The 23,238-nt window shown below is 36.4% G+C and carries 13 protein-coding genes; 1 reads left to right on the forward strand and 12 read right to left on the reverse strand.

Annotation, left to right across the window (positions count from 1 at the left end; genetic code table 11):
• Positions 1 to 11: 11 nt before the first annotated feature.
• The 8 genes from BZG01_RS15050 to BZG01_RS15085 all read right to left on the reverse strand — a co-directional run bounded on the left by BZG01_RS15050 (position 12) and on the right by BZG01_RS15085 (position 14,798).
• Positions 12 to 179, reverse strand: coding sequence for a hypothetical protein (locus tag BZG01_RS15050; RefSeq protein WP_218973129.1), 168 nt, complete (start codon positions 177 to 179; stop codon positions 12 to 14).
• 110 nt (positions 180 to 289) lie between these two features.
• The gene (locus BZG01_RS15055; protein WP_101310663.1) at positions 290 to 1,111 is read right to left on the reverse strand and encodes an alpha/beta hydrolase; all 822 of its coding nucleotides are present in this window, start codon (positions 1,109 to 1,111) and stop codon (positions 290 to 292) included.
• 15 nt (positions 1,112 to 1,126) lie between these two features.
• Positions 1,127 to 1,798 (reverse strand): SGNH/GDSL hydrolase family protein, encoded by a 672-nt coding sequence (locus BZG01_RS15060; RefSeq protein ID WP_101310664.1) that lies wholly within the window; start codon positions 1,796 to 1,798, stop codon positions 1,127 to 1,129.
• A gap of 122 nt (positions 1,799 to 1,920) precedes the next feature.
• Entirely contained in the window at positions 1,921 to 4,335 is a 2,415-nt protein-coding gene (locus BZG01_RS15065) for a glycoside hydrolase family 3 N-terminal domain-containing protein (RefSeq protein WP_101310665.1), read from the reverse strand.
• 30 nt (positions 4,336 to 4,365) lie between these two features.
• Positions 4,366 to 6,627 (reverse strand): GH92 family glycosyl hydrolase, encoded by a 2,262-nt coding sequence (locus BZG01_RS15070; protein WP_101310666.1) that lies wholly within the window; start codon positions 6,625 to 6,627, stop codon positions 4,366 to 4,368.
• 183 nt (positions 6,628 to 6,810) lie between these two features.
• Positions 6,811 to 8,508, reverse strand: coding sequence for a RagB/SusD family nutrient uptake outer membrane protein (locus BZG01_RS15075; protein ID WP_101310667.1), 1,698 nt, complete (start codon positions 8,506 to 8,508; stop codon positions 6,811 to 6,813).
• A 58-nt stretch (positions 8,509 to 8,566) separates the two neighbouring features.
• Positions 8,567 to 11,623 (reverse strand): SusC/RagA family TonB-linked outer membrane protein, encoded by a 3,057-nt coding sequence (locus BZG01_RS15080; RefSeq protein WP_180327338.1) that lies wholly within the window; start codon positions 11,621 to 11,623, stop codon positions 8,567 to 8,569.
• 1,078 nt (positions 11,624 to 12,701) lie between these two features.
• Positions 12,702 to 14,798, reverse strand: coding sequence for a GH92 family glycosyl hydrolase (locus BZG01_RS15085; protein WP_101310669.1), 2,097 nt, complete (start codon positions 14,796 to 14,798; stop codon positions 12,702 to 12,704).
• Positions 14,799 to 14,953: 155 nt separating this feature from the next.
• Between BZG01_RS15085 and BZG01_RS15090 the strand changes: the two genes are divergently transcribed.
• On the forward strand, positions 14,954 to 19,015 hold the full coding sequence (locus BZG01_RS15090; RefSeq protein ID WP_101310670.1) for a hybrid sensor histidine kinase/response regulator transcription factor: 4,062 nt from the start codon (positions 14,954 to 14,956) through the stop codon (positions 19,013 to 19,015).
• Positions 19,016 to 19,072: 57 nt separating this feature from the next.
• Here BZG01_RS15090 and BZG01_RS15095 read toward each other — a convergent pair whose 3' ends face one another.
• From BZG01_RS15095 to BZG01_RS15110, 4 genes are all read right to left on the reverse strand, one after another.
• On the reverse strand, positions 19,073 to 19,684 hold the full coding sequence (locus BZG01_RS15095) for a leucine-rich repeat domain-containing protein (protein ID WP_101310671.1): 612 nt from the start codon (positions 19,682 to 19,684) through the stop codon (positions 19,073 to 19,075).
• Between the two features lie 296 nt (positions 19,685 to 19,980).
• Positions 19,981 to 21,954, reverse strand: coding sequence for a hypothetical protein (locus BZG01_RS15100; protein WP_101310672.1), 1,974 nt, complete (start codon positions 21,952 to 21,954; stop codon positions 19,981 to 19,983).
• A gap of 55 nt (positions 21,955 to 22,009) precedes the next feature.
• Positions 22,010 to 22,192: a hypothetical protein gene (locus BZG01_RS15105; RefSeq protein WP_101310673.1), complete on the reverse strand. Its 183-nt coding sequence runs from the start codon at positions 22,190 to 22,192 to the stop codon at positions 22,010 to 22,012.
• 195 nt (positions 22,193 to 22,387) lie between these two features.
• Positions 22,388 to 22,996 carry a putative phage abortive infection protein gene (locus BZG01_RS15110; protein WP_101310674.1) on the reverse strand — a complete coding sequence of 203 codons (609 nt, stop codon included), beginning with the start codon at positions 22,994 to 22,996 and terminating at the stop codon, positions 22,388 to 22,390.
• Positions 22,997 to 23,238 lie beyond the last annotated feature (242 nt).

A 23,238-nucleotide genomic window follows, 5' to 3' on the forward strand; every position in this document is an offset into this window, starting at 1 on the left:
ATTAAACATAACTAATCCTTTTGAGTAGCCTTAATTACACCGCGAATAAATCCAATAAACTCCGCGATTCCCATAAAAGGATCGCGCCTGTTACGTTCGTGCTCTATACTTATCATTCCCTTACACTTAACATTACGAAGCATCTTTACAACTTCCGGAATATCAATGGTTGCTACCATTTTGTCAAACATTTCGGGCCAATAATAGAATAATTAAAAATGCAAATGCTTTTCTCATTTGTTTCTATTTTCCAAGTGTACATGTCGATACTATAAGTTTTCAATTGATTTCATAGATCTTTCCGGATATTGAAATAATTGCTCATAAATAGCATTTGAAATTTTACAGCATTAGCCCAGTATGACCAGGAATGACTCCCCGGTCGGGTAATGTAATCGTGAGGAATATTGCGATACAGCAATTGCTGGTGGAGCTTTTCATTCACCTTATAAAAAAAGTCATCGGTTCCGCAATCAATAATAATTGCCAGTGAGTTTGGGGTTAGTACATTAAGCCGATTTATTACTGTATTTTTCTCCCAACGTTCAGGATATTGGACATAAGTTCCAAATCGTTTGGCTATGTCCCAGTTGTTGGGAAATGGACGAATATCTACTCCTCCACTCATGCTTCCACAAGCGCCAAAAACGTCCTGATGATTAAATGCGAGGAACAGAGCGCCATGCCCGCCCATACTAAGCCCGGTAATGGCCCGGCCCTTACGATCTTTAATGGTTTTATATTTGGCATCAATCTCTTTGACCAATTCGCCTGAAACAAATGTTTCGTACTTCGAGGTCGGATCAACCGGGCTGTCCCAATACCAACTGCTAGCTCCACCATCAGGACAAACAATAATCAAGTTAAACTGATCGGCATCTTTCTCAACCCCTTTTACTTTGCTGATCCAGTCGAGGTGATTGCCGCCGTATCCATGAAGCAAATACACCACCGGCAATTCTTTGGCCGAAGCATAACTATCGGGAGTAATAATTATCGCCTCAATACTTTTCTGCATCGATAAACTGTAAACCTGAATGGTGTCGACAATAGCAGCCTGCGCTGGAACTAGCGCCCAAATACAAAATAAAAATGTAATCAACCGTTTCATCTGTTTTCTTTATTTTTATAACGTTTCTTTAATTGCACGATTGATGATGGGTCGCATTATATCATACCCAGCAGAGGTGGGATGTACTCCATCTTTTGTAAGCTCTTCCTTCATGCCATTTTTATCGTTTGCCATTGGACTAAAACAATCAACGTAAGTCACATTTGCCTCTGTGGCATATTCCTTTATCATTTTATTTAATTCCGGAATTTTTGTATTTGGCTCTTTGCCCGGTCTCCACGGATAGTCATATGCGGGCAGTACAGAACAGAGCAAAACTTTAATGTTGTTACTTTTCGCAATTTCGGTCATCGATTTAAGGTTATCCAAAATCATTTTAAGTGATGATGGGCCCTTGTTTCCGGCAATATCATTTGTCCCGGCCAAAATAATAACTGCTGCTGGTTTAAGGTCCACGACATCGGACCGAAAACGAATTAGCATTTGCGGCGTTACCTGACCACTAATCCCTCGATTTACAAAGTGTTCGGTAAAATAATCAGGATAAGTTTTAATCCAACCTTCGGTAATGGAATTTCCCATAAAAACAACCCGTTCTGAATCATTTGCCTGTTCCATTAATTTCTGATTTGCTTCTTCAAAACGGCCAAGATCCGGCCAATCCTGCGCCCGAACTGATGCTCCAAGAAACAGCGTTAAGCTTAAAATACATAATAATATTTTCATCTTCTTATAATTGTTTATTTCTCTGAGAACAAATAGAATCCGCATCATTTCACTTATTTTTTTATTGATGCGAGTTCTATTTTTATGCTAATTTTATTGGTTGCAAAAAATCAATATTCAAATCATTGTTCGATTATTTCTTTAATCACGAACTGTTCCTTTAATCGAATATCCTTTGAACTACTTCCGAGTAACACTTCAAATTCACCAGGCTCAACAGTCCAGTTCATATTCTTATCCAATATTTGAAGGTCATCCGGTTTTATGCTAAAATGAACCGTTTTTGTTTTTCCCGGCTCTAACGAAATACGATCAAAACCTCGCAATTGCATAACATAACTAATTACACTACTTACTTTATCTTTTACGTAAAGTTGCACAACCTCGTCTCCTTTGCAATCGCCAACGTTTTTAATGTCAACAGAAACTTCAATATTGCCCTGTGCATACTGTTCCTTTGGAGAAACGCTTAAGTTACTGTATTCGAAATCGGTGTAGCTTAAACCGTAACCGAAAGGGTACAAAGCACCAACAACCTGTGTTTTTCCGTAACCATTTGGACCAGAAGTTGACTGCCCACTCTGAGACCCCGGTTTATAGGGAAAATTAAGTTGAATCTGCCCTAAGCTTTTGGGGAAAGTAATTGGAAGTTTACCTCCTGGATTATAATCTCCGAATATTGTTTCGGCAATTGCTTGTCCTCCTTTGGCATTTGGGAACCATGCTTCCAAAATTGATGGGATGTATCGATCGGCCCAATTTATGGTGAGCGGCTGTCCGTTAATTAAAATTAAAACAATTGGTTTCCCGGTTTCTTTTAATGCCATCAACAAATCGCGTTGTCTTCCTGGTAAATCAAGTCCTGTTCTGGATTTACTTTCACCACAACGTTTTTCATCTTCACCCAAAACGGCAATAATAACATCTGATTTTTCAGCTTTTTCAACTGCCTTCTGAATACTTTGCTTCTCTTCATCAGACAAGGGAGTTGGAATAATCTCACTTTCGGGCCAATTGGCATTAACAACTTCGCAGCCTTTTTCAAAATCGACATTAGCCTGGTTCCCAACATAATTTTTTATCCCTTCCAAAACATTAGTGATATCCAGATTTTGTGGGCCGTAGCGACTAACATAAGCCGACTCGTCGATAGCAAGAGGTCCGGTAACTAAAACATTGTTAAGCTTCTTAATATCAAGTGGCAGAAGCTTTTCGTCATTTTTTAGCAGAACAAGTGATTCGTGCGCCATTTTTAAAACAAAATCATCGGTATTTACAGCAACCACTTTATCTGCCATTTTCGGGTTTTCCACATAAGGACTATCAAACAAACCCATCTCGAATTTAACCCGTAAAACATCGGTAACGTTACGGTCAAGTGTTTCCATCGACAGTTTACCTTCTTTAACCAATTCGCGTAGGGGTTGTATATACTTTTCCGGAGCAGAAAAATCTGTTCTTACATTTAAACCTGCTTCAGCAACTTGCCTTACTGCGTCTTTATTATCAACAGCCACATGATGTTTGGCATAAACCTGCTCAACTGCATAGCTGTCAGAAACCACGTATCCGCGGAAGCCAAATTCTCCACGAAGCAGCTCTGTAAGAAAATAATGGCTGGCTGAAACAGGTACACCGTCCCAATCATTATAACTGCTCATTACGCCAAGTGGATGACATTCTTTTATAACCTCTTTAAAAGGATACAAAAACAATTGATGCATTTCGCGTGGGGCAACATGAGGATCTGTTCGTGCATTTCCATCGCGCCCGCCTTTGGGCACACTATAAACTGCAAAATGTTTTAATGTTGAAGCCACTCCCTGCGATTGGATTCCATTCACCATTTGTTTGCCTAACTCGGCAACTAAATATGGATCTTCGCCGTAACATTCCAGCACCCTGCCCCAACGTTGATCGCGGGCGACATCTAAAATTGGAGCATAAACATTGGTATAACCTAACACTTTGGCTTCGAGGCCTACAATTTCGCCGGCTTGATTCACTAAATCCTTATTCCAGGTGCTTCCAATTGAAATTGGTGCTGGCAGCGGAGTTGCTCTGTCATGGTTTAATCCGTGAATACCTTCGTTGGTAAAATCAACAGGAATACCCAACCGGGTTTCTTCAATAAACCATTTTTGAATCGTATTGATTGCTTCGGCATGTTTGCTAAATGGATATGAATATTGTGTGCGCTTTAACCCATTCAATTCTTCGTCGATATTAGCAATACCATCTTTCCATATCTCATTTTTCCATTCAGGTGTTGGCATTTCATCTCTTAATACTCTTTTGTAGCCATAAAGCGTAGCACACTGACAAGTCTTCTCATCAACTGCCATTTGCGACAACAAATTAGCTACCCGAATATCAATAGGTTGAGTGGAATCTTCATAAATGTCTTTCTTTCCATTCTTGTTAAAGTCAATCCATCCTTTCTTATAAATACCACTTTTCTGTGCTAATGCTATATTTGAAAAGAATAGCAAACACATGAACAACATCAATGAGATTTTCTGAAATATTTTATACATATCTATCATTTTACTAATTAATAACCTTCTTTATAAAGTTGACTTAGGTCTATCTTTATATGAAGAACCAAAATTATAATTTGGAGTATTACCCATACCAAATTTCAGAGCTCCTCCAGCCATAATATCCTGGTGTGTTATATAACTTTTTGAATAAGGCTGACCATTTAACTCAACCGACTGGATGTAAATGTTTTCTTTACTGTTATTTACTGTTTCAACTGCAAAGGTCTTTCCGTCAGGGAGACTAATTGTGGCTTTGTCAAACAAGGGACTACCAAAAACATACACTCCGTTAGAAGGATTTACAGGATAAAAACCAAGTGACGACATTACGTACCATGCCGACATTTGCCCACAGTCTTCATTACCAATTAATCCATCTGGTTTGTTCGTGTAAAACTCATTAAGAATATAACGAATTTTCTCGGCTGTTTTCCATTGCTCCCCGGCAAAAGCATAAAGGTATGCCATATGATGACATGGTTCATTTCCTTGTGCGTACGTACCAATTAATCCGGTAATATCCGCGGAAGCGTGTTCCCCCATGTCACCAGTAATAGTAAACAAAGAATCAAGCTTATCGGTGAATTTATCGTCGCCACCCAATAATTCGATTAACCCTTCCGGATCCTGCGGAACCAAAAATGTATATTGCCAGCCGTTTCCTTCCGAGAAATCGCCTACTATATGAATTGATTCCATCGGATCGTAAGGTAATGCCCAGGAACCATCAGACATTCTTGGGTGAACAAAGCCAGTAGTTTTATTAAAATAACTTTTATAAGTTTCGGCTCTTTCCATAAAGTATTTAAAGTCTTCTTCTTTACCAAGCCCCTTTGCCATTTGGGCAACACTCCTGTCGTCTATCGAATTTTCCAAGGCTACCGAAGTTGCTTCGCGGGCTTTATCTCTGGGTATAAATCCATATTCCATTAATGGAGCAATGCCACGTTGAGATTGAAAAGTTCCAGATGCTTTCAATGCTTCAAAAGCCAGTTCTTCATCAAAACCATCAAATCCTTTTTGCCAGGCATCAACTACCACAGGAGCAGCGCTATAGCCCAACATAGCGTTCGTTTCATTTCCCATAAGATGCCATTGCGGCAATTTGCCCTGCTGTTGGTAAATCGCCAACATTGAATTGATAAAATCATTTACCCTTTCCGGCTGAACGATGGTTAGTAGTTCGTGCTCTGTACGGTAGGTATCCCATAACGAAAACACGGAATAGTTCTCAAATCCAGGATTGTTGTATACTTCTTTATCTGTGCCTCTGTAACTTCCGTCGGCATCGTTAAACAAAACAGGGGCAATAAACGAATGAAACATGGCAGTATAAAATATCTCTTTTAAAGTCGGATCAGTGGTTTCTATCTCGATCTTTGAAAGTTCATGATTCCATTTCGCCTCTGCCTGTTTGACTATTTTGTTGAAATCCCACCCGGGTGCTTCTGAATTTATATTGGCCAGTGCATTTTCTGAGCTTACCGGCGAAATACCCACTTTAAAAATCACTTCTTTGGGATTGCCGGCAAATGAGATTACTCCTTTTGCTCCCTGAGCTTTTATAACATCCTCTCCGACAGGAGTAGCATTGTCGAATACCTCAAGTTTCTCAATTTCCTGATTGCTTTTCAGTGTAAACCAAATGCGCTGGTCCTTCGCCCATCCTTTTGAAAAACGGTAACCTTCAATGGTGTGTGCATCAACTTTTTTCAGGTAGGTATCAGTAGATTTATCGCCGTTTCCTTCTTTTAAATCAATAATAACATGGTTGTTATTTTCTGATGGGAAAGTATATTTATGAATTCCAACTCTTTCGGTTGCGGTTAGTTCTGCTTTGATCTTGTATTTATCAAGAATTACAGAATAATAGCCAGCTTTTACTTCCTCGTTATCGTGACTAAAATAGGAAGCATAAGCATTACTTATATCGTCTTGACGTCCTCTTTTTACGCTAACCTCTCCATTTACGGGCATCAACAGAATATCACCCAAATCGGAACCACCGGTTCCGCTTAAGTGAGTATGTGAGAAACCAATCACAATGCTATCTGAGTAATGATATCCTGAACACCAGTCCCAGCCCTTAAAAATATTGCTTGGTCCCAGTTGAACACCTCCAAAAGGCACGCTTGCGCCAACGAAAACATGACCATGCCCTCCGGATCCAATAATTGGATCAACATGATCGGAAAAATTCGTTTTTTTTCCCGGTTGGGAGCACATGCAAAACGCTGGCAATAAAAATATTATCAATACAAATCTCTTTAATCTCTCTTTACTCATTATCATTATTTTCTTGGGTTAAAAGTTTTCTGAACAGGATGAATTGGTTTTTTTATAAAAACCCACAAGTGTTGCATACAAAAAGGAAAAACAGAACTTCCTGCATGCAAAACTGCATTCAAGGAAGTTCTTAAAATAACTATACCGATTAGTTGGTACAGAATTATACCTCATGAGAGATTACTACTCATAACCAGGATTTTGCTCTAAAACAGCTCCTGTATTTAAATCAATTTCAGTTTGAGGAATTGGCCATAGATTCTGATAATCCTGAATACTTAAACCGGGATTTCCAGGATTGTTATTATAAGCACTAACACGTTCAACCAATTTCCCTAAACGCATAAGTGTTAACATACGCCATTCTTCTGTGTATAACTCCCGAGCTCTTTCATCCAGAATATAATCGATAGTCACATCGCCTGCTGATATCGGCTTAGCATTTGACCTTTTCCGTACTTCATTTATATCGTCGGCTGCCTTTCCGGGTTGTTTTAATCCCAAATATGCCTCTGCTCTTAACAAATAAGTTTCAGCCAAACGAATTGCATAAACATCTTTATGGTTTACACCACCTCCTGCTCTAGATAAATCAGTGTAATGATCATTGGGAGCTGCAGCTTTCATGAAATAAGGATATATGTATTGGGTGGTATCTTTAAACGCACTTGAACGAGACTCGTACAAGCTCCAGTCAATTTCCATTCCATCGTATGCTGAATTCGGATTATTGAAATAGAAATGTCTTTTAATACAAGCCTCTGCATTTCTATAATCATTATCCCAGTCGCTTTTCCAAATACTATAAGCAGTGTAATTTGTAGGCCTTGACCATCCTACCGGACGTCCGAGTGTATCGCTGTATCCGGTATAAGAGCCATTATTAATATCACCCAAAAAGGCTTTGTATCCGTCCGGGGTGTTACCCATTCGGTAATAAGCGCATCCATACCCTCTTTCTCCGGCATAAAAACCTCCTCCTGTTACATCAGGATCATTTTGTATCACCCAGATTGCTTCTTTATTGCTTCCCAGGTTATGGTTTTCTTTTGTAAACAGGTCGAAATAGACATTTTCGGAACCAAACAAATTAGGTTGTGAGCCAAAACGTTCCCGCATTAAATCGTAACCGTAATCGTTGATTACATGTGTTGCGGCATCTACAGCCAACTGATATTTGTTTTGTGCCAAATAAGTTTCGCTTAACATGTGCCATGCAGCGCCTTGAGTTAATCGTCCGGCTGTAGCTTCTTGTCCGTTTACGGGAAGTTTATCAGCAGCAAAAGCAAAATCTTCTTCCATTAATTTATAGATGTCAGCTTTAGGTGCTCTTACAAAATTGGTTTTAGGAGTTGCAATCGGTTCTACTACCAATGGAACATCTCCATATAATGTAACAAGAATACGATAATTGAAAGCACGGAAAAAACGGGCTTCAGCCAAATACATATTCTTTTTTTCTTCATTATTCCACTCCAGATTCTCGATACCTGCAATTACTGTATTTGATTGATATACCAAATCAAAAGCTTTGGTCCAAAACCTTTCTGGCAAATCGCTGGTTGGTGTAATATCGGTATCCCAGTTACTCATGTAACCTCCGGCCGGGTCTTCTCCGAAATAGGCCAGATCCGTTCCCAAGGCAGTAAAGACAAACATATATTTTTCGTTTATTGCCGAATACCAATCGCGCCCTAAACTGTACAGTCCTACAACTCCCATTTCTACATCATCGGGCGAATTAAAAGCATTTGTTGTTGAAATAAAATCAAGAGGGGTTTCATCAAGTACATCTTCGTTACAAGAGTACATTCCCAAAAGTAAGAGTACCAAAGCGATACTTCCACTTATATATTTTTGTATTGAATTCTTTTTTTTCATTTTATTGTTTTTAAAGTATTAATAACTGATTGTTTTGTTTTTACAATTAGTATTCTGATTAAAAACTAATATTTACACCGCCAATAATACTTCTCATCATTGGGCTTCCTGTTTCAGGATCCCAGCCCGACCAATCAGTCCAGGTATAAAGATTTTTCCCACTTACATAAACCTTCAGGTTGTCGATTTTTAAACCTGACAGAAAGCTATTATCGAATGTATATCCTAAAGAAACATCTTGCAGGCGCACAAAACTTTTTCTTTGATATACTCCTGGATTTTTTTTCGGATTATAATAAATACCAGGAGCATCATTGACAGCATTATCTGGTCTCCAGTAATCGCGTATGGCTGTTCTGTTTAAACGGTAGGCAGAATCTGTTCCTCCCGCTACAACAGCTCCCGAATTATTTCCAAGGTAATAGTTGTTCCCTCCTTGTATAGAATTTAAGAAGAAGCTGAATGTGAAATTTTTATAGGTTAAGATATTATTCATACTAATGCGATAGTTCGGATCAGTTGTGCCAAGTATTTTTCGGTCTTCCTCGGCAGTAATTTCTCCATCGTCGCTTAAATCGCGCACTTTAAATTGTCCAGGGTAATAGCCTTCCATAATAGTACCGTTAAACAAATCTTCTTCCTGCCAAACACCATCGTTTACATAGCCGTAAATTGTGCTGATAGGTTCCCCTACAAACCAACTGTTCCCCAAGTCTTCAGTTACCTCGTCGTAGAGTTTGGTAATTTTATTTCGAACCAAAGAGAATGCAAAAGCAGTTTTCCATTTAAAATCGTGGGTTTTGATGTTTTCAGTAACAAGACTCACTTCAATACCATTGTTCTCTATTCCGCCAATATTGGTCCAAACACTAGAGTTACCGGTGGTTCTCGGAATGGATCTCTGCACTAATACATCAGTTGTTTTTGCGTGATAAGCATCAACACTTCCAGAAATTCTGTTGCCGAAGAAATTGAAATCAACTCCCACGTTAAAAGAGGCTGTTTTTTCCCAACCTAAATCAGCATTCCCAAGCGAAGATGCATAGAGACCTACTGCAGTAGTGCCATCGAATACAGTTTCTGTACTTCCCATTTTTGATTGGCTGGCATACCGACCAATTCCCTGGTTCCCATTTACACCATATGACAAGCGGAGCTTAAGAAAATCCATCCAGTCCGCGTTGTCCATAAACGACTCTTCTGAAATAACCCATCCGAGTGAAACCGACGGGAAGTTTCCAAATTTCTTATTTCCACCAAAACCCGAGAAACCATCTCTTCTGATTGTTGCTGTAAGTAAATAACGGCTATCAAAACTATAGTTTATACGCCCCATGTACGAGAGCGTATTCTCTTCGTAAGCCGAAGTAGAGACCTCCTGGTTTTCGCCAAGTTCCAAGGCATTATATCCCAAAATTTCATTGGCAAAACCATAAGCATACAAATACGAGCCATCTCCGGAAACATTTTCACGACTGTATAAGAAATTTGCATTAATCTTATGTTTATCATCAAAAGTTCTGCTATAGGTAAATAAACTGTTTAATAACCATGTTCTTTGGTTCGAATTATCAACATAGCCAGAGCCGTCGGTTTTCGATCCGTCAGCCATAGAAGTTGGATAATAACGTGAGGTTTTATCAAAATCATAGGTTTTTGAATAATTCGCCTCATATTTTAACCCTTTTACCCAAGGAACTTTGATCGCCCCTTTTAATACCAGACTAAAATAATCTCTTGGCGAACTATCATCTGCCAACAAGTTTCCAAGCGGATGATAATTGTAAGATTCTTCGGCGATATAAACCGGATAGTCTCCATTTTCATCGTACATATTTCCTAGCGGGCTTGCCTGCAAAGCATAACCGGCCGATGCACTAACACCCGAATAGTCACGGTGCGAAAAAGTTGGGTCAAAACCCAGAGTTAACCAGTCTGTAATTTCGCTTTCGAAACGACCGCTAAAAGTTAAACGTTCATAGTTGTCGTTCAGTAAAATTCCTTCCTGATCTAAATAAGAAGTTGACAAGTAATAATTGGTGCGATCCGTTTTCCCGGATACACTTAAACTGTACGACTGAATTGGTGCGGTTTGAAAAACTTCATCAACCCAATCCACTTCTTTTCCTGCTAAGTAGTTAAGCTGTTCTTCTTCGGTTCTCAGGTACGATGCAACCAAATTGCGATCAGTAACATCAGGTCTAACCGGACGTCCGTCGGCACTGGTTGGCCCGGTTTTATACCAGTCGTACAAATCCTGCTGGTAGTAGTAATCCACCAAACGAACTGCATATTGCTCTGCATCCATAACATTCGTACGATCAGTGTTTGATAATCCCTGAACACCATAGTAAGCATTGAACGTAAATTTTGGTTTTCCTGAACTTCCTTTTTTTGAAGTAACAACAAGAACACCATTAGCCGACCTTGAACCGTAAACAGCAGCAGCACTGGCATCTTTCAGAATGTCGACAGACTGAATATCATTAACGTTTAAATCGTTAATACTCCCGTTATAAATAATTCCATCTAAAACAATAAGTGGCTGATCACTTGCTGACAAAGAAGTTCTTCCCCTAATTGAAAAAGAGCCTCCATCGCCTGCACTGGATCCTCCTGAAGCGTTCAATCCCGGCGAATACCCTTGTAAAGCCTGCACCAAACTGGTATTTGCTGCTTGCTCTTTCCCACCCATTTCCATGCGAACAATTGAGCCGGTTAAGTCTTTTTTCTTCTGAGTACCGTAGCCAATAGCCACAACCTCATCCAAGCCAATGGTTTCATTTTCTAAAAGCACATCAATAGTTGTTTTTCCGGCAACTTTAATCTCCTCGCTTTTCATCCCTACAAAAGAAAAAACCAAGGTACTATTCTCTGGAATTTGTTTCAAATTATAAATTCCATCGACATTAGTTGTAGTTCCCATGGTTGTGCCTTTTATAAAGACAGCAACACCTGGTAATGGGAAACTCTTAGAGTCAGTAACCTTACCCATTATTGTTTTTGAACCTGCTTGTCCTATAGCTTCCACGCTATGGAAAAGCATCAAAGGCAGAATTAGAAGATAAAGTATTAAATACTTTCTTCGTGAAATTTGTTCTTTCACTTTTCGCATTACATTCATAGTTTTAATTAATAAAATAAAGGTTATAGATTTTATATAAATTAGGTTCCAACTGCCGTTAACAGTTTGGTCTTTTATTATATACTTATTGATAATTTTGAATGATTATTACATTTTAGGTTCCCAGCCCTTTCATATTCTTTACCCAAAAGTTTCATAGCATCCCGATCGTAAATGCGACCATTTTCAGTATCAACCTGAAAAGGTTTTCTAATAGGATTACTTCCCAAAACCCAAATATGATGGCTGTAAACATCGTTTTTTACAGAAGTAAGTATTCAAAAGTAAACATGTGCACTTTCTTGATATGGTGTTTTTGTTTCAGATAGAGATGCTTTTGTTTCATCTGTCAATTTTTTCTGCAAAAGGATAAAAAAGGCAATAAGCCATTCTTCGGAAGCCATACATAACAACCACATAAAGAGACGTTTGACAACTTATTGAACTAAGGAACAACTAATGATTTTATTATGCCTTATTTTATTTTTTTGAAACGAATAAGACACTTTTGAAACATTATCGGAGATTGGTAGTGATAGAATACTGAGGAAAATACGAATCAAGTCCATGATCGTCCTCTCCTGCCAGAACGTAATTACAAATTGAGTCTAATAGAACATTGAAGCGCAAAGAATAAAAATCCCAGTATAACTTATTTATATACCTATCATCTTTATAAATTCGTTCAAAAATTCATTTCTGTTCTATTATATACGTGGAATGAATTATTGCAGTAGATTCAAGTATATTACAATTGAACTCAACATAAAAAAGGAAAGGACTTCCCAATTGTTTTTAGCAATTCAAGAAGCCCTTTTACTAACTAAAAAAGAAGCTGTCAACCGCGTTTAACGATCAACGTTATTTTAAACGGAACCATTTTATATCAATTACAAATCATCTCCATACAAAGAGATTTCTCCAGTATTCACACAGTTTGTATTTTGCCAATTTGGGAATTTCACCAAAATACGAACATACCAAACCTGCACTCCAATCTCGTTTAAGTCAAACTCAAAACCTTCATAACGGGCAACCTTACCGCCGTCACTGTTGATAAACCCGTTATTTATTGAGCGGTTGAGAAATCAATCTTCCCCCCGTTTTTTATCTCATTCCACTTGATCCAATACTTTTCGTGTTTTTTAGTATTTAGTCTTAATGATTTTATTTTAGAAGCAGTTTTTGAACCACCAGTAATAGATAGATTTCCACCGGGTAACTCGATGTTTACATTTGAAAACCGCGGAATATTGACTGAAAAATATCCAACTCCAGGCACCATTGGATAAAGTCCAACGGACGCAAAAACATACCATGCTCCCATCGCTCCCAAATCATCGTTACCGGGGAGCCCGGAAGATGAGCTATTATATACTTCATGAAAAATCCGTTGAAGAACTTTATTGGTTTTCGAAGGTGAATCAGTCCAATTGTATATCCAGGGAATTTGGAAATCTGGCTCGTTGCCGGCTGCAAACCAATCATCATCATAAGATGCATCAAGTCGAACAAAAAGAGAATCCAGCCTTTTTTCGGCTGCTCTTTTCCCGCCAATAGTATCAATTAAGGTTTCCAAGTCGTAAGGAACCATCCAGAAATAATTCTTATGGCTGGCTTCTCTCCAATCCGATTTAATACTTTTCCATTTGCCATTTTCATGTCTGGAACAAAGCCAGTTTAATTGTGGATTATATAGGTTTTTCCAATTCTCCGAGCGATTAATAAAGAACTCTGCTTCGCTTTCATAGTGTAACGATTGGCGAGCAAATTCACCAATAGCATAGTCGGCAGCAGTATATTCCAAAAGCATTGAAGCAGGTGCAATACCTACTTCATTGTATTCTTTTAAAAACGGACGAATTTCCCGATCCTGTGAATATAAGTGTGGAATTGTCGCGCCTTTTTTCATGAAATCAAAGGCCCTTCTAACATCGAAGTCAGTTGCTCCAAAAGCAAAGGTATTGGCAATTAAGATAGAAGTTGGATCACCTTGCATAATGCCGGTTTCAATGTTGGCCAAAATCCACCGGCCATAACCACCGGCCTGATCTGCAAATTCAACCAGCGATTGCATCATATCACCTGCTTCCCTTGGATAGAGCATTGCAAGCAACTGCGCCTGTGTCCGATATGTATCCCAAACACTAAACGAGCTGTATGCTTCGTGCCCTGTAGCAACCTGATGAACCTGATAATCAGCTCCAATAAATTCACCGTTGGAATCGCTCACTACATTAGGATGAATTAAAGTATGATACAAATGCGTATAAAACTGTCTCTGTTCGTCTTGGCTATCACTTTTCACCTTAATCTTTCCAAGATGAGCATCCCATACCTTTGCAGTAAAATTTCGGTATGTCTCGAAGCTATTCTGCATTGCCGATTTTTTAAGGTTTTCGCGAGCATTTTCGACCGAAACAAAAGAAATGGCAATTCTATACTCCACTTCTTTATCTTCGTTGGTATCGAATGTAAAATAAGCTCCCGATTTTTTACCATAAGCGCGTTTTGCCGAATGGAGTAAAGTTCCTTTCATCCATGTTCCTGACCGATCTGCGTCGCGATCAAATTCAGCTGCAAAATAGATCGTATAGCGGGTTTCTGCTCCGCAAAAATCACCACCATAACTAAAACCTTCACATGTTGAAGGCGATGTTATTTCCACTGCAGCATTCTCAACAAATGTTGCGTTTATGCCAGAGCCAATAAGCACGGTCCCGTTATTCGAATCAAAAGTAAACTTGGCAATACCCGAACGTTTGTTAACTGTCAACTCTGCAAGCGTGTTATCTTTCATACTTACCGAAAGATAGCCGGCATTTGCCTCATTAACCTTCTGGTATGGAATAAATTCATCCATGTCGTTTGGCGATTTTTTAAGTATTCCTGACAATGGCAACACCGGGAAATTACCCATATTAGCACAGCCGGCTCCACTTAATTGAGTGATGGCAAATCCATGTTGCGGGGTAAAAAAGCCAGGCGAAAATTGAACCATTCCAAACGGATAAGTCGCACCGATAAAACAATAACCACATCCAAGTCCATCTCCTTCACTACCAATTAGAGGATTTACTAGTTTTGATAAAGATTGTGCTCTCAAATGATTTGTTAAAAACATCATCAGAGCCAGCATAAAAATTAGGTTTATTCGATTTTTCATAGAATATCAGTTTATAGTTTATTTTGTCTTAATTCTACTTTCAAAACAGGAGTAGTTTAAATTCTTTTCAAAAGTATTGTCGTAAAATTCACACATAAGGTGTTTTTGTTTCATATAGTGGTGTTTTTGATTCATTTGTTTATTTTAGTGCCATCATGACGAAACCTACCAATCTCAATCAACTACAAAAGACACTATTAGTCTTATTCTTGCTGTCTCCCATACTGAAATTCAGCTCAAAAGCACAACATATTCGCTTTGATTATTTTGATACTGGAAAAGGACTTTCTCAGAACAACATTAATAGTCTTATTGTAGATTCAACGGGCTATGTTTGGTTCGGAACAATTGAAGGAATTACACGTTTTGATGGAAGTAATTATGATATTTTTCGTTCTACTCCTTCCATTGAGAACTCATTGGAAGGAAACTACATTGAGCAATTATCGTCATGTCCAAATGGGAATATATGGGTACATATACAAGAAAGAGGAATAAACAAGTTTGACGCCTCATCGAACGACTTCCGAATATACCCGGATAGCTGTTTTTCTCCTGGTGATGCAGTTCATTTATCAAGTATGGTATCATTCTCAGATTCTGTTCTTTGGTTTACCGATCCAAATGGATTATATAAATACAATGCAGAAACGAATGTGACCACCAAATTTGAGGTTCCTTTTAAAAACGGACACTTGATTTATGGTGGTAATAAAAAAGTATTTTATTGGGGATCTGGTGGAATATATAGCTATCCGAAGAACAAAAGCAACGATTTAAGTGGCAAAATGATAATTAATTCGGTTGTACAAAGTGTTTCGCCCATTTACAACGATTCACTTATTTTATTCAATTCGAATCAATTAAAAGTTCTCAACCTTAACAACAACCATACAATCCCACTAAAAACAAATGCAGAATACAATGGATTCAGAAATAAAAACAGAATATTATCGATTGCCGGATACAAAAATGAAATTTGGTTAGGATTAGAAGACGGATTAGCCCTTTTGCAAAATCAAAATGACACGATAAAGGATATCACAAAATACTCATATGATCCATTTAATGATTATTCATTTCATGGAAAAGATGCCAAAAATCTTATCTTCGATAAAGCAGGAAATTTATGGATAGGAACCTCAAAGTATGGCGCAAACTTATATTCCAGAAGAGAAAATATTTTTGGACACCATTTAATTTCTGTATTATCAAAATCGGATCAGGAAATTGATCCGATACGAGCAATTTGTAAAACTTCAGATGGCAATATATGGATTGGTTTCGACCGGCTTGGTCTGGTATGTATTAAAACAGACAATTCACAAATCTTGTATTCGCAAATCTATTTTCCAAAAACAACCACCAAATCGCTGGAAAATATCAGATCTTTATATGAAGACTCCAATAAAGAGTTATGGATAGGTACAAACAACGGACTTTGTAAATATAATGCAATCAAAAATCAGATTGAATCGTGCCAAATTCAATACAACTGGGATTGGCCAGATGTCTGTTATCATCTTAAAGAATATAGCCCGGGAGAATTAACTGTAACCAATTTTAACGGAATTGCAACAATTAATCTAAAAACGGGAGAATTGAAAGAAATATCAATGCCCGATAACTATATTAAAGCATCGATTCGTAGCCTAACAATCGACAAAAAATCTAACTATTGGTTTATATTAGGTGATTATGGACTGTGCAAATTAACACCTAATTCAAACCTAAGCTATTTCACTTACGAAAAAAACAATTTAACAGACAACAAGCTATATGCGCTCGAACTTATTGGCAATACCATGTGGATTGGCAGTAACAATGGATTAATGGCTTTCGATATTAAAAAAGAGAAAGTAATCGCTACGTTCTTTGAGACTGATGGATTATCGAATAACCTCATATATAGCGTAATTCATGAAGATGGGCAATTATGGATGAGTACGAACCGTGGAATCAATAAACTTAAACTGAAAGATAACAGTATAGAACGTTTTTTGACTGAAAATGTGTTTATGGATGATGCCTTTTTTCAAGATTCTGAAGGTAAAATCTATTTTGGGGGTTACAATGGTTTTATAAGTTTCGATCCACAAACAACGAAAAAAATCACAATTCCTACTCATCCCATTATTACTGACTTGTACATAAATAACCAAAAAGTTAAAGTTGGAGAGAAAATCGATGATCAACTAATTTTACCTCGTTCGATACAAAATCTGAATTCGCTTAATTTAAACTATAGCTCAAATGCCTTTTCACTTTATTTTAATGCTTTTCCGTTCAACTATCCCGATTTATCACAATTCAGATACCGTTTAAAAGGGCTATCATCCAACTGGGTTGTTACTTCCCAAGATGCAAACCGGGCTGTATTTACAAATCTTTCTCCAGGCAATTACACCTTTGAAGTTGAGGCAAGTCAAGATGCTCAAATATGGAGTGCACCTGCACAACTTTCCATATCAATAATACCTCCCTTTTATCGAACAGTATGGTTTAAATGGATAAGTTTATCACTTGTTGTTATTGTTATTCTTACTGTTTTTAAGATTCGATTATACACCATTAAACGGTGGAATTTGCAACTGGAAACACAAATTAGAGAACAAACTTTTTCCATTGAAAAACAAAAGAATAAAATCATTGCTCAAAAAGAAAAAATGGTAGAAATGAGCAATCAGTTACATGAAGCCGATCAAGCCAAATTAAAATATTATACAAACCTCTCGCACGAATTCAGAACGCCTTTAACAATTATCATGGGAAATATTGAAACACTGCGGGAACAAGGTGTAAATCAATACATACTAAAAAACATAAAAAAAAGCTCTGATCGTCTGTTTCGCCTGGTCAACCAATTTATTGATCTTCGAAAATATGATCAGGGTGAACTCAAACTAAAAATTACCCATTTTGATATCGTTTCATTTACGAGTGAAATTACCGATTCATTTAAAGACCTTGCTCTACGGAAGAATATTAATATTGAGATATTAAATACTAACGATAAGATTTTACTATGGTTTGATATAGATAAAACAGATAAAATCATTTATAATATTTTATCGAATGCCTTAAAATACACTGAAAAAGGAGGCTCTGTGATTATTGATTTTGTAAGACAAGAGGATGGGCTCGTTTTAAGAATTACGGATACTGGTACAGGCATTCCTGAAGACGAACAAGAAAATATTTTTAAACGTTTTTTCAGGGGCGAGAAGAATTCGCATAACATTGACGGACATGGAATGGGACTGGCATTAGTAAAAGCGTTGGTTGATATACAGCAAGGAAATATAAGATGTACAAGTCAATTAGGAGAAGGCACTACTTTTCATCTCTTCTTTAAATGGGGAAACAAACATTTTAAAGAGTCGGACATTTTTGAAGAAGAACCTCTTCCAGATATTCAAAGATATGAAACACGTGGTCCAATTGTTATAGAACCCGGAAATCCATCAGGCGATAAGGTATTGTTGGTTGAAGATAATCCCGAGCTTTTGGAATATCTTTCGTCTCTTTTGTCCAAATATTATAAAATTGAAACCGCCACAAATGGCAGAGAAGCCCTAAAGAAGCTAAAACTAAATATTCCCGACCTTATAATTACAGATTTAATGATGCCTGTAATGGATGGGATTGAATTATCAAAAACGGTTAAAGAAGTACCGGAAACTCGTTTCATTCCAATTATTATTCTAAGTGCAAAAACAGATATATCCTCAAAAATTGAAGGTTTTCAAACCAATATCGACGACTTTATTGAAAAACCTTTTGATCCAAATCTCTTTCTGTCTAGAGTCAGCAATATTATTAACAAGCATCACGAAATCAGGAAAAACATTGAGCAGTTTGCAATAAACAAAAACGACAGTTGGAGCATAAATGACAAATCATTTTTCAAAAAAATTCTCATTATTCTCGACAATAATTATCCTGACCCTGCATTTAATGCAGATACTCTAAGCAATATGGTGGGTATGAGCCGCGTAACATTATATCGCAAGATGAAACAATTGGGACAAGAAAGTCCGGGAGAATTTATACGTAAGTACCGTTTAAAAAAAGCAGCCAATTTAATTAATGAAGGAAGCAAAGCAATTAATGAGATTTGTATGGAAGTAGGATTTCAAAGCCTTTCCCATTTCCGAAAAAGTTTTAAAGAAGAATATGGTTCAACACCTTTAAAATATAGAGAAATCCATGAATAAAAAAAGGAATAATTCAAAAGATGAATGATCTGCCTATTTCCGACTTCTTTTCCAATTTCAATAATGAAAGCGCATAATAGCCGGCAGATCTTCCGGGATATTTTCAATTTGATTTTCCATTAAATTCAGCTCGGTGAGTTGATTGTTTTTAAGCAGATGAAAGGGAAATGACTTTATGCAATTGTTTTCCAAATAAATGTTGGTAATGGATGTTGATTGTAAAAGCTGTTCCAGTCCTTCAGAAATTTTATTGTTCGTAAAATCAATTAGCTCCAGTTTAGGACAGGTACTAAGAGCCGAAGGCACAACAGTAAAGCTGTTGTTACCCAAATATAATTTTTGAAGATTTGGCATTTCCGTTATTGATTGAGGCAGTGAACTGATCTGGTTCCGACGAATATCCAGGCATCGCAAACTCTTTAAATTGGCTATTTCATCCGGAATCCATTCAAGTCCATTTTCCTGAATGTCTAAAAATTCCAGGTGTTTCAATTTAAAAAGTGCAGCAGGCCACTTGCCTTTCAAATTCTTTTTCGAAATATTTAAACGGGTAAGCTGAGCCAATTCATTCAACTGATAGCCTTTTATCAACCAAGTAACTTTCTCTACTTGTTTTATTTTCCACTTTAGCTGAGCATTCAACTCTTCAATTATAAGTAAGTCTCCCATCGATAATATTTCTTACTATTTATTTGTACTGCTGCAAAGCAAGGTAAACTTACTATTTATACCAAACAAAAAGAAATGCGTCTATGTCTTGTTTCACCAGCTCCCAACACTTTTTTCCTGCAATAAAAAATTCCCCAATTTGAATGAGAACATAAACTTTAAAAATGCAAAACAATCCCTATTCGTATTACTGATTAAATTCAAAAAATCGGATAAAAAAAAACCTGACAGTTATACAAACTATCAGGTTCTTCATAATTAATATGTGAATTTACTGCTTCTATTCTTAGCAGAAATTAAATTTTATTACCATTAGCATCGTAATAAGTTGATGTCACTTCTCCGGTTACTAAATCATCAACTACAACTACATATTTATATAGATCATTAGGATCTGCATAAGTGGAATTGTATTGACTATAGTAAAAATAAGTGTACACTCTTTTAACGACACTGTAATCTGCCTTTTCTTTTGCATATTGCTCATCAACAGCACGAATTATAATTCCTGATGAATATTCATCATTTGCCATAGTTTCTAAATAAACCCTGGAAAGCATAACGCCGGATTCATTATTATTGATGTGATATCGAACATGATTCAACAATTCAAACTGATCAGATTCAGTTGGGTTATGAGTGTCAAATTCAGTATTGGTCATATTTTGATAATAAAGAATATCAAAATTATTATTGAAAAATGTTTCAGATTTTGCAAAACCATTGACCCAATAATTTATTACTGCATTATTATTTTCAGGCTGTACTGATTTTAATAAGACTCCATCCATACTATAAATTTTCTTTTCAGAAATCTTGGAATCGTCATCATACAATTCTACAATTTTATACTCTCCGGATACGTAATGATCCTCAATTAAGTGTCCTCTAAAATCATAAATTTTATTGGAATTTTCATTTTCCATCCATCCCAAATCATCGTAATAATATATTTTAAGGAAATCCGGGTCCGTAGATATTCTAGACTCTGATGAAACTATTTTATTTCCTGAATAAATATAGTCTAAAGTATTAACCATTTCTGATGGAGTATAGGTCAAACTTTCTTTAACTAGTAAATTATCGGAATTGTATTCAAAGTCTTCACGTGCATATTCTTCTTTTTCTTGATTTTCATTAACATTATAGTAAATTGTCCGTTTCATCAATCCATTAACATACTCATATTCAACTTGGCTGACTAATAAAGTCCCATCTGAATTGACTTTTGATTTGGAAATTTGATTCCCTTCATCGTCGTAAGTGTAGTTGTATGAGTAATCTTTGATCCCCTCAATATCAAAGTAATGTTTGGATTCTAAATATCCTTTGTCATTATGTGAATATTCCACATGCCATTCTGGAACACCTGCTGAGTTTAGAGAAATATATTTTGTTGGTAAGCCATTGTCATCAAATTCCCTAACTTCACTGTTTGATTCCATTTTAGCGATATTCCCAGATTCATAATGCTCTGTAAAAAGATATTCCATTGAGGCTTCCTTAGATATGTGGCGTTCAATAACAACTTTCTTTGGAAAAACACCATCTCCGGTGTAATAATGCTTAATTGTTTCAGCTATAATATCAATAGAAATGTGTTTGTTTATAATGTGATTTCTATATATTTCTGAATAAGTTGGAATTCCTCTTTGCGTAAAGTGATGAACAATCTTCTCATTTTTATCAAGAAAAATAGTCTCAATGTTTTCAAGATAAGATTGTACGCCTGGCGTATTATCAGAGAATGTAAATGAATGATAACCAAAATCAGATGGCTTAGAACCTAAGGTAGTAACTACCTGAAGATCAATCTCAGTAGTTTTATCAGTATCGATAGTAAAAGAAATAGGTAAAGATTCATTAACCCATGCAGAAGCAGTCGATCCGGTTATTGGAGACGCAAATGTCGTGTTATCCTCTTCATTTTTTAATTTAAAAGCAGTAATGCTGTAATTGTTTCCTTCTTCTAATTCAATTCCTTTAATTGTGTAGCTTTTATCGCCCCATTTCTCAAGTGTTATCTCTTTTGAGTTGTAAGCTTCAAGTACCACTTTGTTTTGTTCTATTGTAATTACTGCAGTTACTAAATCAGACAATTCATATGATGTACCTGCTGAAGATTTCGTATTACTTGATTCCGTAGGGCTAATTGATAAAATCCCTTTGCCTGGTTCAGGAGGTAGATCTGGTTCGTCTTTTGAATCTGAACAAGAATAACATAGCGCACATAGAAGCGTTAATAGAAAAAAGCTTTTAATTACTTTCATAGTCTTTGTTTAAAGGTTTCGCAATGGTATGTATTTTTCTTTGCTGATTTATTAATCAAAAAGAATAATTAACAACAGCTTTATCAAAGCTATCCATACCATTTCTAAATAGCTTAATAAAATTAGTAGTTAAATATTTTTTAAAAGTTTCTAAAAATACATAAAAAATTATACCTAAATCGACTTGAACATTTTTTTTTAATAGAGCAATCATTCCTTCCAAAATTTTACTAAACATACATTGTTGGTTAATTGCTTAAAAATTTGATGCGGTGTCTTTTTTCCTGCAATAAAAAATCCCCCAATACATGGAGGATTTGTCTGTTTATAAATGTTGCTTAAATAAAGTGAGACCTGAAAGGTCTGATCAATTGATTGTATTTCGCTTTGGGTTTGGCGGCAAGAAGTCACACACTTACCCTATTATCAAATTTCAATTTAATGAGGCTTTTTTTTTTACCTTTTTACTCTTCCATTCAAAATCCACATCGGGATAATAATCTTGAGGCTGCATATTAGGAATGAATTTCTTTGGTAGATTTTTAATCAGATTGTATTCAGAAATCAAACATTTACCATCTTTATTTGAATATTCCCAATCCCGTCCCATGATAGTAAGAGAATTAATGAAGAGTAATGCCTGCTCGTAATTTGACATTTGGGCGCGCAAAGTCTTTATGTATTCATACTTCTCATCCTTTGAAAACAAAAAAGATGATTGACTATCAATATAATTAACTGCCTGATATAGATGTCTAAAGTAATGTCCTAACTGATATTGCTGACCTCCAAAAAATTTGACAAATCCATTATTTATATTATTAATTACTGTTGAATTAGAAAGAATTTTAGTTTTAAGAAAGCTATTTATAATTACACTAAAATTTCTGGAACTATCTCCACATTCATATACAGCTGGTATTTTTTTTATGTAGTCAATAATATCAAAACCTCCAGTATTTCCATTATCAATTAAATCAAACTGACTGGTTAGCCTTTCATTTAGTTCATCGCTAGATCCACGAGAAACTCCCCAGAACATTATTAAATATGCTATCTCATTTTCAATAAATCGTCTTTTTTGTTGTTCACAAATTGGTTTTGATTTTTTTGGACTCTTTGGAATAAAATGATTTTTATAATGTGGCTTCCTATTTACAATAGTTCGTTAAGTTTTATGCAGCTATTAAACCAAAATTATTGAGTTGCCTGACTTTTTCTTTATTTTTCTTCGTGTTTGGGTTTATCCCAAACACAATTAAAAATCTATCCATTAGTAATTGA

This window comes from Labilibaculum manganireducens, from assembly GCF_002843385.1.
Classification (GTDB): domain Bacteria; phylum Bacteroidota; class Bacteroidia; order Bacteroidales; family Marinifilaceae; genus Labilibaculum; species Labilibaculum manganireducens.

Excerpts from the sequence above, each read along its gene's own strand:
- BZG01_RS15050 (WP_218973129.1), bottom strand. The coding sequence starts at position 179 with ATGGTAGCAACCATTGATATTCCGGAAGTTGTAAAGATGCTTCGTAAT.
- BZG01_RS15055 (WP_101310663.1), bottom strand. The coding sequence starts at position 1,111 with ATGAAACGGTTGATTACATTTTTATTTTGTATTTGGGCGCTAGTTCCA.
- BZG01_RS15060 (WP_101310664.1), bottom strand. The coding sequence starts at position 1,798 with ATGAAAATATTATTATGTATTTTAAGCTTAACGCTGTTTCTTGGAGCA.
- BZG01_RS15065 (WP_101310665.1), bottom strand. The coding sequence starts at position 4,335 with ATGTATAAAATATTTCAGAAAATCTCATTGATGTTGTTCATGTGTTTG.
- BZG01_RS15070 (WP_101310666.1), bottom strand. The coding sequence starts at position 6,627 with ATGAGTAAAGAGAGATTAAAGAGATTTGTATTGATAATATTTTTATTG.
- BZG01_RS15075 (WP_101310667.1), bottom strand. The coding sequence starts at position 8,508 with ATGAAAAAAAAGAATTCAATACAAAAATATATAAGTGGAAGTATCGCT.
- BZG01_RS15080 (WP_180327338.1), bottom strand. The coding sequence starts at position 11,623 with ATGCGAAAAGTGAAAGAACAAATTTCACGAAGAAAGTATTTAATACTT.
- BZG01_RS15085 (WP_101310669.1), bottom strand. The coding sequence starts at position 14,798 with ATGAAAAATCGAATAAACCTAATTTTTATGCTGGCTCTGATGATGTTT.
- BZG01_RS15090 (WP_101310670.1), top strand. The coding sequence starts at position 14,954 with ATGACGAAACCTACCAATCTCAATCAACTACAAAAGACACTATTAGTC.
- BZG01_RS15095 (WP_101310671.1), bottom strand. The coding sequence starts at position 19,684 with ATGGGAGACTTACTTATAATTGAAGAGTTGAATGCTCAGCTAAAGTGG.
- BZG01_RS15100 (WP_101310672.1), bottom strand. The coding sequence starts at position 21,954 with ATGAAAGTAATTAAAAGCTTTTTTCTATTAACGCTTCTATGTGCGCTA.
- BZG01_RS15105 (WP_101310673.1), bottom strand. The coding sequence starts at position 22,192 with ATGTTTAGTAAAATTTTGGAAGGAATGATTGCTCTATTAAAAAAAAAT.
- BZG01_RS15110 (WP_101310674.1), bottom strand. The coding sequence starts at position 22,996 with ATGTTCTGGGGAGTTTCTCGTGGATCTAGCGATGAACTAAATGAAAGG.